We start from the raw sequence: 15,554 nt of genomic DNA, 5'->3' as shown, positions 1-15,554 counted from the left end.
GATTCAGTTTCGCCCAACATAACCAAGAAATATGATTACGCCTACGAAAACAGCGGACTGCACAGTGACTGCTGACAGGCTTTTAAATTGCCAGCGCGCTATTTTCGGCAAGGAGGCGCTCCGCTGCCGCGCGCGCTTCATCAGTGATGCTGGCGCCGGCGAGCATACGGGCAATCTCTTCCTGCCGCTCGTCTACCCCGATCGATCGAATCGAGGTCGCCATCCGGTCTTCGTTGGTGGCCGACTTGGCAATCAGGAAATGGGTGGAGGCACGCGCCGCCACCTGCGGCGCATGTGTAACCGAAAGCACCTGCACACGGCCCGAAAGCCGTGCAAGGCGCTGGCCGATCGCATCCGCTACAGCGCCGCCCACGCCGGTATCGATTTCATCGAATACGAGCGTCGGAGCAGAACCGCGATCGGCAAGCGCCACTTTCAGCGCCAGCAGGAAACGCGAAAGCTCGCCGCCCGAAGCGACCTTCATCATGGGCCCTGCCCGCGTGCCCGGATTGGTGCGCACCCAATATTCCACCGTATCGATGCCTTCCGCCGCGCGGGTTTCCGGATCGGTCGTCATTTCAACGATGAACTCGGCGCGCTCGAGCTTGAGCGCAGGCAATTCGGCCATCACAGCGGCCTTCAGATGTTCTGCGGTTTCCTTACGCGAAGCGGAGAGCTTGGCGGCAGTCGTGTCATAGGCCGCACGCATTTCGCTCGCCTGGCTTTCAAGCTGGACGAGCTTTTCCGCCCCGGCATCAAGGTCGGCAAGATCGGAATCCATCTTGTCACGCAGCGCGGGCAGGCCTTCCACGGCAACGGAATATTTGCGCGCGGCAGCGCGCAGCGCAAAAAGCCGTTCCTCGACCTGTTCCAGTACGCGGGGATCGAAATCGATTTCGCGCATGGCATGATCTATGCCGTCCTGCGCAAGAGCCAGACTGTTGAGCGCTTCGTCGATTGCCTTGCAAACCGGTTCCAGCAGATGCGGCGCTTCCGGAATTTTGCGCTCCAGCCGACGCACAAGGCTTGCAAGCGACGGCACGGGAGACCCCTGTCCCGACAGCAATTCGCCAGCTTCGTTCACGTCACCGGCGATTTTTTCGGATTTCATCATGATCGCGCGACGTTCAGCGAGTTCTTCCTCTTCGCCGGGTTGCGGATCGAGCTTCGTCAGTTCTTCGACCGAAGAGCGCAGATAGTCGCCTTCGCGCTCGGCCTGCTCGACGCGGGCGCGGTGTTTGGCAAGTGCGGTTTCCGCGTCGCGCCAGGCCTTGTGACGCTCACGAACCACCGCAGCCTCTTGTTCGAGACCACCGAAGGCATCCAGCAATGTACGATGAAGATCGGTATCGATCAGGGCGCGGTCGTCGTGCTGGCCGTGAATTTCCACGAGCTTGCGCCCAAGATCACGAAGAAGCGCGACGCTCGCCGCCTGATCATTGATGAAGACGCGCGTGCGGCCATCGCCCATCTGCAGGCGGCGCAGGATGATGTCGCCATCATCGTCAAAACCGTTATCGCGCAGAAAATTCCGGGCAGGATGTCCGCCGGGCACATCGAATACCGCCGTCACCTGCCCCTGATCGGCGCCATGACGCACCAGTGAGGCGTCGCCGCGCGCGCCCAGAGCCAGTGAAAGCGAATCAAGCAGGATGGACTTGCCCGCCCCGGTTTCACCGGTAAGCACGGACAAGCCCGTCTTGAACTCGATGTCGAGCCTTTCAATCAGAACAATATCGCGGATCGACAGGTGCGACAGCATGTGAGAATCAGCTTATGAGCCGCCGCCGGTGATGAGCGTCGAAGCCTTGGCCAGCCACGAATTGCCATTTTCGCGCGGCTGAAGACCGCCGCTCTGCAGGAGCTTGTAGCTGTCCTTGTACCACTGGCTGTCCGGATAGTTCTTGCCGAGAACCGACGCGGCCATCTGGGCTTCCGAGGTCAGGCCAAGCGCATAATAGGCTTCGACAAGACGGGCGAGCGCTTCTTCCACCTGGCGGGTGTTGGAATATTCTTCCACCACGCCGCGGAAGCGCTTGATGGCAGCCAGATATTCCTTGCGTTCCAGATAGTAACGGCCGACCTGCATTTCCTTGCCTGCAAGCTGGTCGCGGGCGAAACGGATCTTGGCCTTGGCGTCATCCGTATATTCGGAGTCCGGGAAGCGATCGACCACTTCCTGCATCGCGGCGATTGCGCGACGGCTTGCGGCTTGGTCGCGGGTCACGTCCGGAATCTGGCGGAAGTAGGAAAGACCGATGATGTAATAGGCATAGGCCGATTCCGGCGAAGTCGGGTAAAGCGTGTTGTAACGCTTCGCCATCGAGATCGCTTCTTCGTAATTGCCCTTGCGGTAGTTGGTGAAGGCAGCCATCACGAGCGACTTGCGCGCCCATTCCGTGTAGGGATGCTGGCGGTCGACGGCAGCGAATTTCTTCGCGGCTTCATCGAGGCGGCCTGCATCCAGATTGGCGAGACCTTCATTGTAGAGCTTGTCGGCAGGATCGATCGTCTCGACATATTTGGTGAGATCGATGTCGTCGTCCTTGCTGGCACAACCGGCGAGCGGGATAAGAACGGCGATAGCGCCAGTCAGCAGCGCGGTTTTCGTCACACCCTTGAATTTGAAACTCGTCATGCGGTCTCCGGCCTTCTGGCAGCGTCATTCCTGTTTGGAGTTGCGTGCTTCTAGCACTGCACGGCTGCTCCATCCATACAAAACATTCAGCTCCAGCGAATGTAAGAACATTGCTGACGCTGTTTTGGCCGTCCATAAACCACATGCAGGCGAAATCGGCAATCGTCTAGTAGCCCGAATCCGCCGGACGGCACGTCGAAACCCGTAACCAGTGTGAATTGTCCCCGGTATTGACCACCCGCATGGGTAGATACTCCCCGATCAATCCACCGCGGAAACGGCGCACCGACTCAATTGCGAGGGGAACCGGCGAACACGGCCCAATTAAGGCCATGTGCCGATACCCACTCATTTCATGCTATAAATCAAAGCGCCCAGGGAGCAGCGATATTCGGCTTCACGGCAACGAAATCGGATGCTCGGGAATTCTTGCGGACACCCGAAGCTTCGACAATATCGAATGCCGACTTGTCCGACAGCAACGCCTTCACGGTTTCCGCATTCAGCCGGTGGCCGCTGCGATAGGAACGGAAGCAACCGATGAACGGCAGGCCTGCCAAGGCCAGATCGCCAACGGCATCGAGCGTCTTGTGACGGACGAACTCGTCCTTGAAACGCAAACCACCGGGATTGATGACCGAGTTATCGTCACCGATGACGAGCGAATTGTCGAGCGACGAACCAAGCGCATGGCCGGAAGCCCAGAGGCGCTCCACGTCCTTCATGAAACCGAAAGTGCGTGCCGTGGAAAGCTCCTTGCGAAAGGTTGCCTCATCCACATCGTCCGCGAATTTCTGCCGGCCGATCAGCGGGCACTCGAAGTCGATCTCGACCTCAAATCGCGTGCCGGCGAAGGGGCGAAATTCCCCCCAGGAGCCGCCAGCTTCGACGCGGACCGTTTTCAAAATGCGGATAAAGCGGCGCTTCGCTTCCTGCGTGACGATACCCGCTTCATCGAAAGCCTCGATAAAACGAGCCGAGGTTCCTTCAAGAATGGGAACTTCAGGGCCATCGACTTCCACGACAAGGTTGTCAATCCCGAGAGCGGCGATTGCCGCCATCAGATGCTCCACCGTGTCGATCTTGGACTCCTTCGGCCCGAGAGACGTACAAAGGTCCGTCGCACCGATCTGCGAGACATGAGCGCGCACTTCGGGCGCCTTGCCCTTCAGGTCTGAGCGCTGGAATACGATGCCGGTATCGGCATCAGCCGGGAAGAATGTCGCCGAAGCGGGAGCTCCGCCATGAACGCCGACGCCTGAAAGCGTAACCGCACGACCAATTGTCTTTTGATAAGCGCTCAAGACAGTTCCAATCTGCTGAATATAATGAGTGCAGGTCGCCCAAAAGGAATTTCAACGACCGATTTCGCAATTCTTGGGTCTATATGGATAGATATAGCTAAAATTGCGACAGGAAATACGCAAGGGTGTACAAAACTCCGCCGCCCGAACCATACCCGTTTCGATCAAGATAATAATTCGCGCGGCCTGAACAAAATCACGCTTTCTTACGAATGTGCTGTTTCTGTTTACAGAAACGAAAAAGCCGCGGAGTTACCCGCGGCTTTCATATTCATTGCCAGAAATGGCTCAGTTCGACTGGCGGCGCAGGAAGGCCGGGATTTCGAGCTGGTCTTCTTCCGAAGCTGCGCGCGGCTGCGGGCGGCCCTGATCGTCAAGCTGGCCGCGACGCGGTGCATAGATCGACGAATCCTGCTGCGGAGCGCGACGTTCAGCCGGGCGCATGCCGGGTTCGCGGTGCTGAGCCGGTTCCAGACGGGCCGCAGGCTGATCGTCCTCACGACGCGACAGACCGTGGGTCAGACGCTTCAGGAGGCTCATCGGACCGCGTGGCTCTTCCTGTACAGGCTGCTGTGGAGCACGACGGGCATTGATTTCAGCCTGTGCAACCGGCGGGAAATCCGAAACGGCTGGCATGCGCGGAGCAGGACGCGGTTCACGAACCGGCTGTTCATGCATCTGCGGCTGCTGGTAGGCCGGCTGCTGCACGGCCTGTGCCTGATGGGCAGCCGGAGCCTGCGGCATCGGCGCACGGGCAACCGGAGCGCGCTCGAAGGATTCCGGTGCCGGAGCCTGGAAGATGCGGCTCTGCGGGCGGAATTCCGGCTCTGCCGAAGCGGCAGGTGCAGCCGGTGCGGCGGGAATTTCAGCTTCAGCAGACTGGATCGCCTGGGCAATCGGATCAACCTGACGCGGCTGCTCAACGACCGGAGGACGCAGTGCGCCATGCGGAGCCATCGGCTTTGCCTGTGCGGTCTGCTTTACCGGTTGGCGAAATTCCAGCGGCGCAGGCGCCGCGTCTCCTAACTGCTTATCAATACCGGTAGCGACGACAGACACGCGGATGACGCCTTCGAGGCCTTCGTCGAAGGTCGCACCAAGAATGATATTCGCATCCGGATCGACTTCTTCGCGAATACGCGTCGCGGCTTCATCGACTTCGAACAGGGTCATGTCGCGACCGCCGGTGATCGAGATCAGGAGGCCCTTCGCACCGCGCATCGAGGTTTCGTCGAGTAGCGGGTTGGCGATTGCAGCTTCGGCAGCAGCCATCGCGCGGCCTTCGCCGGACGCTTCGCCCGTACCCATCATTGCCTTGCCCATTTCGCGCATCACCGAGCGAACGTCGGCGAAGTCGAGATTGATCAGACCTTCCTTGACCATCAGGTCGGTGATGCAGGCAACGCCCGAATAGAGCACCTGGTCAGCCATTGCGAAAGCATCGGCGAAGGTGGTCTTGTCATTGGCGATGCGGAAAAGATTCTGGTTCGGAATGACGATGAGCGTATCGACATTCTTCTGCAGTTCTTCGATGCCGAGATCGGCGGTCTTCATGCGGCGTGCGCCTTCGAAATGGAAAGGCTTGGTCACGACGCCGACGGTGAGGATACCGCGTTCACGAGCAGCACGCGCCACGACCGGAGCAGCACCGGTGCCGGTGCCGCCGCCCATGCCTGCCGTCACGAAGCACATGTGGGTGCCGTTCAGATGATCGACGATTTCGTCGATGCATTCTTCAGCAGCCGCGCGGCCAACCTCTGGCTGGGAACCAGCACCAAGACCCTCTGTAACGGCAGCGCCGAGCTGGATCATGCGTTCGGACTTCGACATCGTCAAAGCCTGAGCGTCGGTGTTGGCCACGACAAAATCCACGCCGCGCAAGCCGGCATTGATCATATTGTTGACCGCATTGCCGCCGCCGCCGCCGACACCGAATACGGTGATGCGGGGCTTCAGCTCGGTGATATCCGGCTTTTGCAGATTGATAGTCATAGGTCCTTGTTCCTCTTAAGCCTTACCACCGCTTCGCCGCCGCGGTGTGGATTGGTTGTTACCCAGATGGTCACGCCCCAATAAGTCGACACGCTAATTCAACACGCTATTTCAACAGTTTACACAATACTGGATACTCAGAAACTCTCTTTCAGCCATTGGCTGACACGTTGAATGCGCCCACCCGTACCGGTCATGAGACCGGAGGAAGCCGCTTTCACCGACCGTTCTTCTATCCCGGCCACCTGCGGGTAAATCAGAAGTCCAACGGTCGCGGCGAAAGCCGCCCCCTTAGCCGCCTCAGGCAATCCCGCTATTCCTAGAGGACGCCCGATTCGTACATTTCTTGCAAGGATTCGTCTGGCAGCCTCCGGCATTCCCGGCAGCTGGCTTGCGCCCCCCGTCAGAACCACGCGCTTGCCGACGATATGTCCGAGGCCGGACTGGTTGAGCCTGTCGCGCACCAGTTCCAGCGTCTCTTCCACTCTCGCACGGATAATCCGCGTCAGTACCGAGCGCGGATATTGATTGGGTACATCACGCTCATCGTCACCGATCGGCGGAACCGAGATGAGGTCGCGGTCATCGGCAGCGCTTGGCAGCGCCGAGCCGTACATGACCTTGAGACGCTCGGCGTCTTCCATACGGGTGGAGAAGCCGCGCGCAACATCCATCGTGACGTGCGTGCCGCCGATGGCCACGGCATCGGCGTGAATGAACTTGCCTTCGGAGAAGACGGAAATCGTCGTCGTGCCGCCGCCCATATCGATGCAGGCCGCGCCCATTTCAGCCTCGTCGCCGACCAGAGCCGCAAGACCGCTGGCATAAGGCGTTGCGACGATGGCTTCCACCGACAGATGGCAACGATTGATGCAAAGCTCCAGATTGCGCAGCGGTGCGGCATCGGCTGTCAGCACGTGCATGTCGACACCGAGGCTGTCGCCGAGCATTCCAAGCGGATCGCGAATGCCGCGCTCACCGTCGAGCGTATAGCCGACGGGCAGCGAATGGACGAGATGGCGTTCGGCAGCTAGCGCCTGCTTTGCGCCAGCCGCCAGAACGCGGCGAATATCCGTCTGCTCCACTTCATGGCCGCCCAGATTGACGCTTGCCGTGAAGGTTTCGCTCTTGAGGCGACCAGCGGAAATATTGACGATAAGGCTATCGACGGTCAGGCCGGCCATGCGCTCTGCGGCGTCGACCGCAAGACGGATCGACTGTTCAGCCGCATCCAGATCGATGATGACGCCCGACTTGACGCCGCGCGAACGCTGATGGCCGATGCCCAGCACTTCCATGCGGTGCGTACGACCTGGCAGCAGTGCGCCGCCCTCATGCGGGCGCAGCCTTGCGATGACGCAGGAAACCTTGCTCGACCCGACATCCAGAACCGTCAACAGGCGCACCTTGCGCCCTGCAGTCCCGCCCTGTGATGTCCCCTTGCCGCCCAGAATACTCATACGCGTTTCCCCGTGCGGGATAGTTCTTTTTTACGCTCTGCCAGAAATTTCTGGCGCTGCTCCATGCCGCTTGCCGTCAGCTGCACCGTCACGCGATCTTCGAGACGAAGATCGACCGCAGCGATATCGCGCGACAGAAGGTGCTGCTCCTGATCGAGCTTCTCGACATGCGCCAGCGCCTTCAACGGATCGGTTTCCGGAAGCATGATGCGCACGCCATTATCCAGAAGCAGGTCCCAGCGACGGTCGCCGACCCGAACGTAAGCGCGAACCTTTCCGGCCAGCGCCGGATAGGCGGCAATCTCATCGACGAAGCCCTTGACCTTCTTTTCCGCGCCTTCGCCCACCACGAGAGGCAGCGAATTGTAACGGCCCGGACGGAACGGAACGATGGTGTCGCCCGCAGCGTCGATCAAGGACAGATCCTTGTCGTTCTGCCAGATGGCGAACGCCTTGCGCTCGCGCAGCGACACGAGAACGGTGCCGGGATAAACCTTGCGGACTTCCGCGCTTTCAACCCAGGGCAGCTTGTCGATGGACTGGCGTGCCTCTTCGGCGCTCAGGCCGACAAGGGACGTCTCGCCGTCGAGATCGAGCTGACCAAGAATATCGATGTCGGAGGTCTCGTTGTTGCCGACAACCTTCACATCCTCGATTGCAAAACCAAGCGTGGATGCAGTTGCCTTTACGACCTCGGGCGTATGACCGCCGACGGCCATGCCATAGAGACCGGTCGCACCGAGGAAGCCCAGCATGCCGACGGTGCCGGCATGGCGCGGAATATTGACATTGCCCTGAAACAGGCGGACGGCAAAGCGGAACGGCTTGCGCAGGAAGCGCGGCAGGACAAAAGCGGCACCCATCGCACCCGATGCATCCCGCATCGAGCCCGAGCGCCCGTATCCGTCCGATTTTCCGTTCAACGCAAACAAGACGCGTCCTCCACCATCCAACTCAACAATTCACCGAAAGAGATACCAGCCGCTCTGGCGATATCAGGCACGAGCGAGGTGGAAGTCATCCCCGGCTGGGTATTGATTTCCAGCCAGATAACTTCGCCATCTTCGGAGAAACGATCATCGAAACGGAAGTCTGATCGGCTTACGCCCCGACACCCGATTGCCCGATGCGCCGTAAGGGCCATTGTTTGTATTTTTTGGTAAATATTTGGTAAAATTTTCGCCGGGCACACGTGAGTTGATGCGCCTGCAACATATTTTGAATCATAATCGTAGAATTGATGCCCGACGGGAATGATCTCGCACACATCCATGGCGCGATCGCCCATAACGGAACAGGTAAGCTCGCGACCGGGAATGTACTTCTCGACCAGAACCTCAGCGCCGTAATTCCACTCAGCAGAGCTGATGATTTGCGGCGGATGGGCCTGATCCTCCTTGACGATCACGACGCCAAAGCTCGAACCCTCACGCACCGGCTTGACCACGTAAGGCGGCTTCATCGGATGCTCAGCGCCAATCTGGAAACGATTGAGCAGAAGCGAGGGAGCAACGGCAACGCCGGCGGCGGCGGCAACCTTCTTGGCGCGATCCTTGTCCATGGCCAGCGCCGAAGCGAGAACACCCGAATGCGTGTAGGGAATCTGGAGATATTCGAGAACGCCCTGGATAGCACCATCTTCACCGAACGGGCCGTGCAGCGCGTTGAAAACAACATCAGGCTTCAGCTCGGCAAGAACGGTGGCAACATTGCGATCCACGTCAATACGCGTCACGCGATAGCCGCACTCTTCGAGGGTCGCAGCACAAGACGCTCCGGAGGACAAGCTCACCGGACGCTCCGAAGAGAAACCGCCCATCAAAACGGCAACGTGCTTTCCCGTCATGTTAGCATCCCCTCTGCGCAATCCCCTGCGCATCAATTAAACAGAATCCGAGCAACCCAGCAGCACAGGCCGCAGGCACCCGCGGCAGGAAAATCCTGCCGAATCAAATCACTGTGTGGTTAACCCTAAAGAATCAGAGGATTGATTCCGTGACAAGACCCTATAGGAAGGGACGAACCTTACGTGTCGCTTGCGAAGGCAAAAAAGCCCGGAATATCAGGTAGAAAATCCGGGCAACTTTTTTATCAAAATTTTCCAAGAAACTCTTCAACCGGCTCGCCATCGCGGAACAAACCGAGACGTTTGATTTCCCAATGAAGGCGAATACCCGAATTTTCAAAAACCCGGGCGCGAACCGTTTCGCCCAAAGTCTCCAGATCATGCCCCGTTGCGGTGCCTGTATTGATCATGAAATTGCAGTGCATCTCTGACATTTGCGCGCCACCGACCCGCAAACCGCGACAGCCTGCCTTGTCGATTTCCTTCCAGGCCGACGTGCCTTCCGGATTCTTGAAGGTCGAACCGCCTGTCTTTTCGCGCACCGGCTGCACCGTCTCGCGGTGATGCTGTACCTCGTCCATGGCCTGCCTGATTGCGTCGCGCTCGCCCGCAATCCCCTCAAACAGGACGGAGGTAAAAATCAGGCCCGGCGAAGCCGAGGAATGCCGATAGGCGTAGCCCATATCCGCATTAGAAAGCACCTGCACCTCGCCCTTGCGGTCAAGCGCGCGCACTTCCACGACGCGCTCGCGCGTTTCCACGCCGTTCGCACCCGCATTCATGCGCAGCGCGCCACCTATGCCGCCGGGGATGCCATGGTAGAAATGAAATCCGGCAAGCCCTGCATCCAGCGCCGCCGCAGCCACACGCTTGTCAGGCGTTGCCGCCCCTGCCCGCAATTGCGTGTCGGAAACCTGCTCGACTTCGCCGAAACCCTTGGCCGAGAGCCGCACGACAAAGCCGGGAACGCCGCCATCGCGCACCAAAAGGTTGGAGCCGATGCCCACAACGAGGATCGGAATCTCTTCGGGCACCGCCTTCAGAAATGCGGAAAGGTCTTCCTCGTCAGCGGGCTGGAAAAGGACTTGCGCCGGTCCGCCAGCGCGAAACCAGGTAATCTTGTCCATGCCGGCATCCGCTGTCAGCCTGCCGCGCAGGCCCGACAACTTGCCGTCGAGCTTTTTCAGAAGCGTCTCGCCGCTTTCCATCTTACTTCTTGCCCTGTTCAGCCAGTTCTTTCGGCAATGCGTAGGCCCACTGCGTTATGTTGCCTGCACCGAGGCAGACCACGAAGTCGCCCGGCTCCGCAATCGACGCGACCAATGGCGCCAGCGCTTCCGGGCCGTTCGCATAACGCGCATCGCGATGACCTGCGGTCTTGATGCGCGATACCAGTGTCTCGGAATTGACGCCTTCGATCGGGTCTTCGCCTGCCGTATAGACCGGCGCCACGATGACCGTATCGGCATCGTTGAAACATGCCGCAAATTCATCGAACAGGCTTGCCAGACGCGTGAAACGGTGTGGCTGGACGATGGCGATCACACGGCCTTTGGCGGCTTCACGCGCAGCTTTCAGCACGGCGCGGATTTCAACCGGGTGATGGCCGTAATCATCGAATATCTCGACGCCGTTCCATGTGCCGGTATGGGTGAAGCGGCGCTTCACACCGCCGAAAGAGCCGAGACCGCGACGAATATCGTCGGCGGAGATACCGAGTTCATGCGCAACCGCAATTGCCGCCGTGGCGTTGGATACGTTGTGCTGGCCCGGCATAGGCAGGCGCAGATCCTTGATCTCGGTCGCCTCGCCCTTGCGCGAGCGGATCACGACGTCGAACAGGCTCGCAGCACCGTCCATGCGGTGATTGACGAAACGCACTTCCGCCTGCGGGTTTTGACCGTAGGTGATGATGCGGCGATCCTCGATGCGGCTCACCAAAGCCTGCACTTCCGGATGATCGAGACACATCACGCCGAAACCATAGAATGGCACATTTTCCACAAACTGGCGGAAAGCAGCGCGCACGGCATCGAAATTGCCGTAGTGGTCGAGATGCTCCGGATCGATATTGGTGACAACCGCGATGTCGGCTGGCAGCTTCAGGAACGTGCCGTCGCTTTCGTCCGCTTCCACGACCATCCAGTCACCATCGCCCATGCGGGCATTGGTGCCATAGGCGTTGATGATGCCGCCATTGATGACGGTCGGATCGAGGTGCCCGGCATCAAGCAATGCCGCAACCATCGAGGTCGTGGTCGTCTTGCCGTGAGTTCCGCCAATCGCAACCGCATGCCGGAAGCGCATCAGTTCGGCCAGCATTTCCGCGCGGCGCACGATGGGCAGCAGCTTTTCGCGTGCGGCGATCAATTCGGGATTGTTCTTCTTGATCGCGGTCGAAACGACGACGACTTCAGCATCGCCAATGTTTTCGGCCTTGTGACCGACAAAGACCTCAATGCCTTTTTCGCGCAGGCGCTGCACATTGGCGCTGTCGGACTGGTCCGAGCCCTGTACCTTGTAGCCCAGATTATGCAGCACTTCGGCAATACCACTCATGCCGATGCCGCCAATTCCGATGAAATGGACGAGCCCGATATTCAGCGGCATTTTCATGGCCGAGTTCCTTCTTTGAATTCCTGAACAGATTTACCCGCTGCAATAGCCTCTGCCAGATCGGCAAGCAACCGCGCAGCATCCGGCTTGCCAACGCTTTTCGCAGCTTTTGCTTGTGCTTCGAGGCGCTGTGGCTCATTCATCGCAGCCTGGAGTATCCCCGCCAGGCGTTCCGGCGACAATTCCGACTGGCGAACGACCTCGCCCCCGCCCACTGCCGCGAGCGCTGCCGCATTCGCTGCCTGATCGTGGTCCAGCGCATGCGGAAACGGCACCAGCATGGCCGGGCGACCGATGACCGTGATCTCGGAAACGGTGGAAGCCCCGGAACGTGAAATCACGAATTGGGCATCGGCCATGCGTGCCGGCATGTCGTTGAAGAACGGCGCCACGTCCGCCGGAATGCCAAGCTTCTTGTAAGCATCCCGCACCGCAGCTTCGTCTTCCTTGCGGGACTGCTGGGTGATCAGCAACCGCGCGCGATCTTTCTCCGGCAGCAAGGCCACGGCTGCAGGAATGGCGGTCGAAAAGAACTGCGCGCCCTGGCTGCCGCCAAAAACCAGTAGGCGAAAACGTTCATCCGCCTTGACCGGCTTGTAGGGCGTTCCGGCTGCAACCAGCACAGGCGGACGCACCGGATTGCCGGTCGTGACCGTCTTCTCGGCATGGATGCCACCTGTTTCGGGCAAAAAGCCACCGGCAATGGCTTTCACCCGGCCTGCAAGGCCCTTATTGGCGCGCCCCATGACAGCGTTCTGCTCGTGGACCATGGTCGGAATGTTCATGTTGCTGGCGGCATAAAGCGGCGGCAGCGTCGGATAGCCGCCGAAGCCCGCAACCAGTTTTGGCTTCAGCCGACGAAACAATTTGCGGCAATCGAGATTGCCCTGCCACAGCGACCAGAACGTCTTCAGGAGCGCAAACGGGTTGCGTCCTGCGATCGTCGCCGAGCGAATGACATGAACATGGTCTTCCGCGAATGCGCCGGCGAAACGCTGCGCGCGCGCATCGGTCGCCAGATGGACGTCCCAACCGCGCGCCTTCAGTTCATGTGCCAGCGCTTCCGCCGGAAACAGATGGCCGCCCGTTCCCCCGGCGGCCAGTACGATTACGCCTTTCCCCATATTCCCCTCACAAAGCCGGAATGCGCCTGTTCACATCGGCGCCCATGCTGACCGTATGGGTCATGCGGGCTTCCGGACGGCGGCGTGTCAGTGCCAGAAGAATGCCCATCGTGATGGCGATGGCGATGAGCGAGGACCCGCCATAGGAAATGAACGGCAGGGTCATGCCCTTTGCAGGCATGAGATGCAGATTCACCGCCATGTTGATGATCGACTGGAAGCCGAACAGGATGACAATCCCCGAGACGGCCAGACGCGTAAACGCATCGCGTTCGCGCAGCGCTATGGAAAGGCCGCGTACGACGATGAACGCGAACAGCAGCATGATGACCATGCACAGGATGATGCCGTATTCTTCCGCCGCGACCGAAAAGATGAAGTCGGTGTGGCTATCCGGAATGATGCGCTTCACGGTGCCTTCGCCCGGCCCCTGTCCAAACCAGCCACCGCGCAGGATTGCCTCGCGACCGGCATCGACCTGGAACGTGTCGCCCTCGCCCGTCATGAAGCGATTGATACGTCCGGCGACGTGATCGAACATGAAATAGGCCGAAATGCCGCCACAAACCGCAAGACCGCCAAGAACCAGAATCCAGAACATCGGCAGGCCCGCAAGGAAGAACATCGCGCCCCATGTGCCGGTGGTCAACATCGTCTGACCAAGATCGGGCTGAAGCACGAGCAGGGCCGCAACGGTGCCGAACAGCAGCATGGCGAGAAAATTGCCGGGCATTTCGCCGCCGCGCTCACGTTCCGAGAACAACCAGGCGCAAACCACCACGAAGGCGGGCTTCATGAATTCCGATGGCTGGATGGAAATACCTGCCAGGTTGACCCAGCGCCGTGCACCCTTCACTTCGATGCCGAAGAACAGTGCCGCGACCATCAGGACGAGCGAAATGCCGAGCAGGATCAGAGCGAAGCGCCTGATCTGGCGCGGCGAGAAGAACGACACGCCGATCATGACGACGACCGCCGGAAGCATGAAGAATATCTGTCGCTCGACAAAATGAAAACTGTCCAGCCCGATGCGCGACGCGACAGCAGGACTTGCGGCGAATGACAGCAAAATGCCAAGCCCCATCAGGGCCAGACATGCAGCGAGGAAGAAGCGGTCTATTGTCCACCACCAGTTGGCGACAGGACCGCGATCGACACGGCTTACCATCAGCTTTCCCCTCCTATCCGCTCGACACCCGGAAGTGCGAGAACAGCGCTGCGGAATGCATCGCCGCGTTTTTCAAAGTTCTGGAACTGGTCGAAGCTCGCGCAGGCAGGCGACAGCAGCACGACCGGCTCGGGAGCCGCATCGTTGCCGGCATCCCGGGCAGCGTGTTCAACGGCGATCGCAAGCGTGTCGGAAATTTCGAACGGCGCCGCATCGCCAAGCGTTGCCGCAAACTGCGCGGCGGCTTCGCCGATCAGATATGCCTTGGCAATCCGTGGGAAGAACCCGGCCAGCGAAGCGATCCCGCCGGCTTTCGGCACGCCGCCTGCAATCCAGTAGATGTTCTGCGGGAACGAAGACAATGCCGGAGCCGTCGCTTCCGCATTGGTCGCCTTGGAATCGTTGACGAACAGGACTTTCCCGCGATGTCCGACCTGTTCCATACGGTGAGCGAGGCCAGGAAAGCTTTTCAGACCGGCGTGGATTTCTTCAAGGCTCAGGCCCACGGACAGGCAGGCAGCAATCGCCGCAAGCGCATTCTGCGCATTATGCGCGCCGCGCAGCGAACCGATACCATCAAGAGAAGCGATTTCATCGACTTCCCCATCCTGCGCCCAAAGCAGTTTCGCACCGTCAGCAAAATAGCCTTTGCCGAGTTGTTTTTCCTTGGAAATCCGCACGACATGCACGCCGTCACGATAAAGCCGGTCGGCAATGGCTTCGCAATATTGATCGTCGACCCCGACAATCGCCGTGTCGCTCGCCGCGACCAACCGTTCCTTGATCGCCGCATAGTTTTCCATCGATCCATGACGGTCGAGATGGTCCGGCGTCAGATTGAGCAGGATGCCTGCGGTCGGGTTCAGCGAAGGCGCCAGATCGATCTGGTAGGATGAACATTCAACCACGTAAAAGCGGTTCGTCTGCGGCGGCTCCAGCGTCAGGATTGCGGTGCCGATATTGCCGCCGAGCTGCATGTCGCGACCGGAAGCCTTGATGATGTGAGCGATCAGCGCGGTCGTCGTTGACTTGCCATTGGTGCCTGTAATGGCAATGAACGGGCAATCGGGAGCAATGTGGTTGCGCTCGCGAACGAACAGCTCCACGTCGCCGATGATCTCAACCCCGGCGGCACGAGCCAGATCGACGGTCCAGTGCGGCTTCGGATGGGTCAGCGGGACGCCCGGCGAAAGCACGAAAGCCGCAAACTGCGACCAGTCGGCCTGCCGCAGGTCGCCCGTGGCAATGCCCGCGCTCTGTGCACGGGCAACGCTGTCGGGATTGTCGTCCCAGGCAATGACCTTTGCGCCTCCGCCAAGAATGGCCTTGGCAGTCGCGATGCCCGACCCGCCCAGTCCGAAAAGGGCGACCGTCTTGTCCTTGAGGGCGGTGATCGGGATCATGGC

12 protein-coding genes are annotated in these 15,554 nt (G+C 59.7%); all 12 read right to left on the bottom strand.

The annotated features are described in order from the left end of the window. Nucleotides 1–82: 82 nt before the first annotated feature. Nucleotides 83–1,762, bottom strand: a complete 1,680-nt coding sequence (gene recN, locus JNC63_RS10200) for a DNA repair protein RecN (RefSeq protein WP_063620877.1) — start codon at nucleotides 1,760–1,762, stop codon at nucleotides 83–85. Nucleotides 1,763–1,774: 12 nt separating this feature from the next. Then, on the bottom strand, nucleotides 1,775–2,638 hold the full coding sequence (locus tag JNC63_RS10195) for an outer membrane protein assembly factor BamD (RefSeq protein ID WP_063620875.1): 864 nt from the start codon (nucleotides 2,636–2,638) through the stop codon (nucleotides 1,775–1,777). Nucleotides 2,639–3,003: 365 nt separating this feature from the next. Continuing rightward, nucleotides 3,004–3,942, bottom strand: a complete 939-nt coding sequence (lpxC, locus tag JNC63_RS10190; RefSeq protein ID WP_081252504.1) for a UDP-3-O-acyl-N-acetylglucosamine deacetylase — start codon at nucleotides 3,940–3,942, stop codon at nucleotides 3,004–3,006. A gap of 288 nt (nucleotides 3,943–4,230) precedes the next feature. Beyond that, nucleotides 4,231–5,934 carry a cell division protein FtsZ gene (ftsZ, locus tag JNC63_RS10185; RefSeq protein ID WP_006467215.1) on the bottom strand — a complete coding sequence of 568 codons (1,704 nt, stop codon included), beginning with the start codon at nucleotides 5,932–5,934 and terminating at the stop codon, nucleotides 4,231–4,233. Between the two features lie 137 nt (nucleotides 5,935–6,071). Continuing rightward, nucleotides 6,072–7,394 (bottom strand): cell division protein FtsA, encoded by a 1,323-nt coding sequence (gene ftsA / locus JNC63_RS10180; protein WP_006467216.1) that lies wholly within the window; start codon nucleotides 7,392–7,394, stop codon nucleotides 6,072–6,074. Beyond that, nucleotides 7,391–8,326, bottom strand: a complete 936-nt coding sequence (locus JNC63_RS10175) for a cell division protein FtsQ/DivIB (RefSeq protein WP_025090505.1) — start codon at nucleotides 8,324–8,326, stop codon at nucleotides 7,391–7,393. Before JNC63_RS10175 ends, ftsA begins: the two co-directional genes overlap by 4 nt. Then, complete coding sequence (locus tag JNC63_RS10170; protein ID WP_063620871.1) at nucleotides 8,314–9,240, bottom strand: D-alanine--D-alanine ligase; 927 nt, start codon at nucleotides 9,238–9,240, stop codon at nucleotides 8,314–8,316. Before JNC63_RS10170 ends, JNC63_RS10175 begins: the two co-directional genes overlap by 13 nt. Nucleotides 9,241–9,485: 245 nt before the next feature. After that, complete coding sequence (gene murB / locus JNC63_RS10165; protein WP_063620869.1) at nucleotides 9,486–10,448, bottom strand: UDP-N-acetylmuramate dehydrogenase; 963 nt, start codon at nucleotides 10,446–10,448, stop codon at nucleotides 9,486–9,488. 1 nt (nucleotide 10,449) lies between these two features. Further along, nucleotides 10,450–11,856 carry a UDP-N-acetylmuramate--L-alanine ligase gene (murC, locus tag JNC63_RS10160; RefSeq protein ID WP_006467220.1) on the bottom strand — a complete coding sequence of 469 codons (1,407 nt, stop codon included), beginning with the start codon at nucleotides 11,854–11,856 and terminating at the stop codon, nucleotides 10,450–10,452. Beyond that, nucleotides 11,853–12,980, bottom strand: coding sequence for an undecaprenyldiphospho-muramoylpentapeptide beta-N-acetylglucosaminyltransferase (gene murG / locus JNC63_RS10155; protein ID WP_063620867.1), 1,128 nt, complete (start codon nucleotides 12,978–12,980; stop codon nucleotides 11,853–11,855). The genes murC and murG overlap by 4 nt, the downstream gene beginning before the upstream one ends. Nucleotides 12,981–12,987: 7 nt before the next feature. Then, nucleotides 12,988–14,148 (bottom strand): putative lipid II flippase FtsW, encoded by a 1,161-nt coding sequence (gene ftsW / locus JNC63_RS10150; protein ID WP_006467222.1) that lies wholly within the window; start codon nucleotides 14,146–14,148, stop codon nucleotides 12,988–12,990. Then, nucleotides 14,148–15,551, bottom strand: coding sequence for a UDP-N-acetylmuramoyl-L-alanine--D-glutamate ligase (gene murD / locus JNC63_RS10145; protein ID WP_063620865.1), 1,404 nt, complete (start codon nucleotides 15,549–15,551; stop codon nucleotides 14,148–14,150). The genes ftsW and murD overlap by 1 nt, the downstream gene beginning before the upstream one ends. Nucleotides 15,552–15,554 lie beyond the last annotated feature (3 nt).

Source organism: Brucella ciceri (genome assembly GCF_041930145.1).
In the GTDB taxonomy this organism is placed as follows: Bacteria; Pseudomonadota; Alphaproteobacteria; order Rhizobiales; family Rhizobiaceae; genus Brucella; species Brucella intermedia.
Note: the sequence above shows the minus strand (reverse complement) of the source record. Positions and strands in the feature narration are given on the sequence as shown.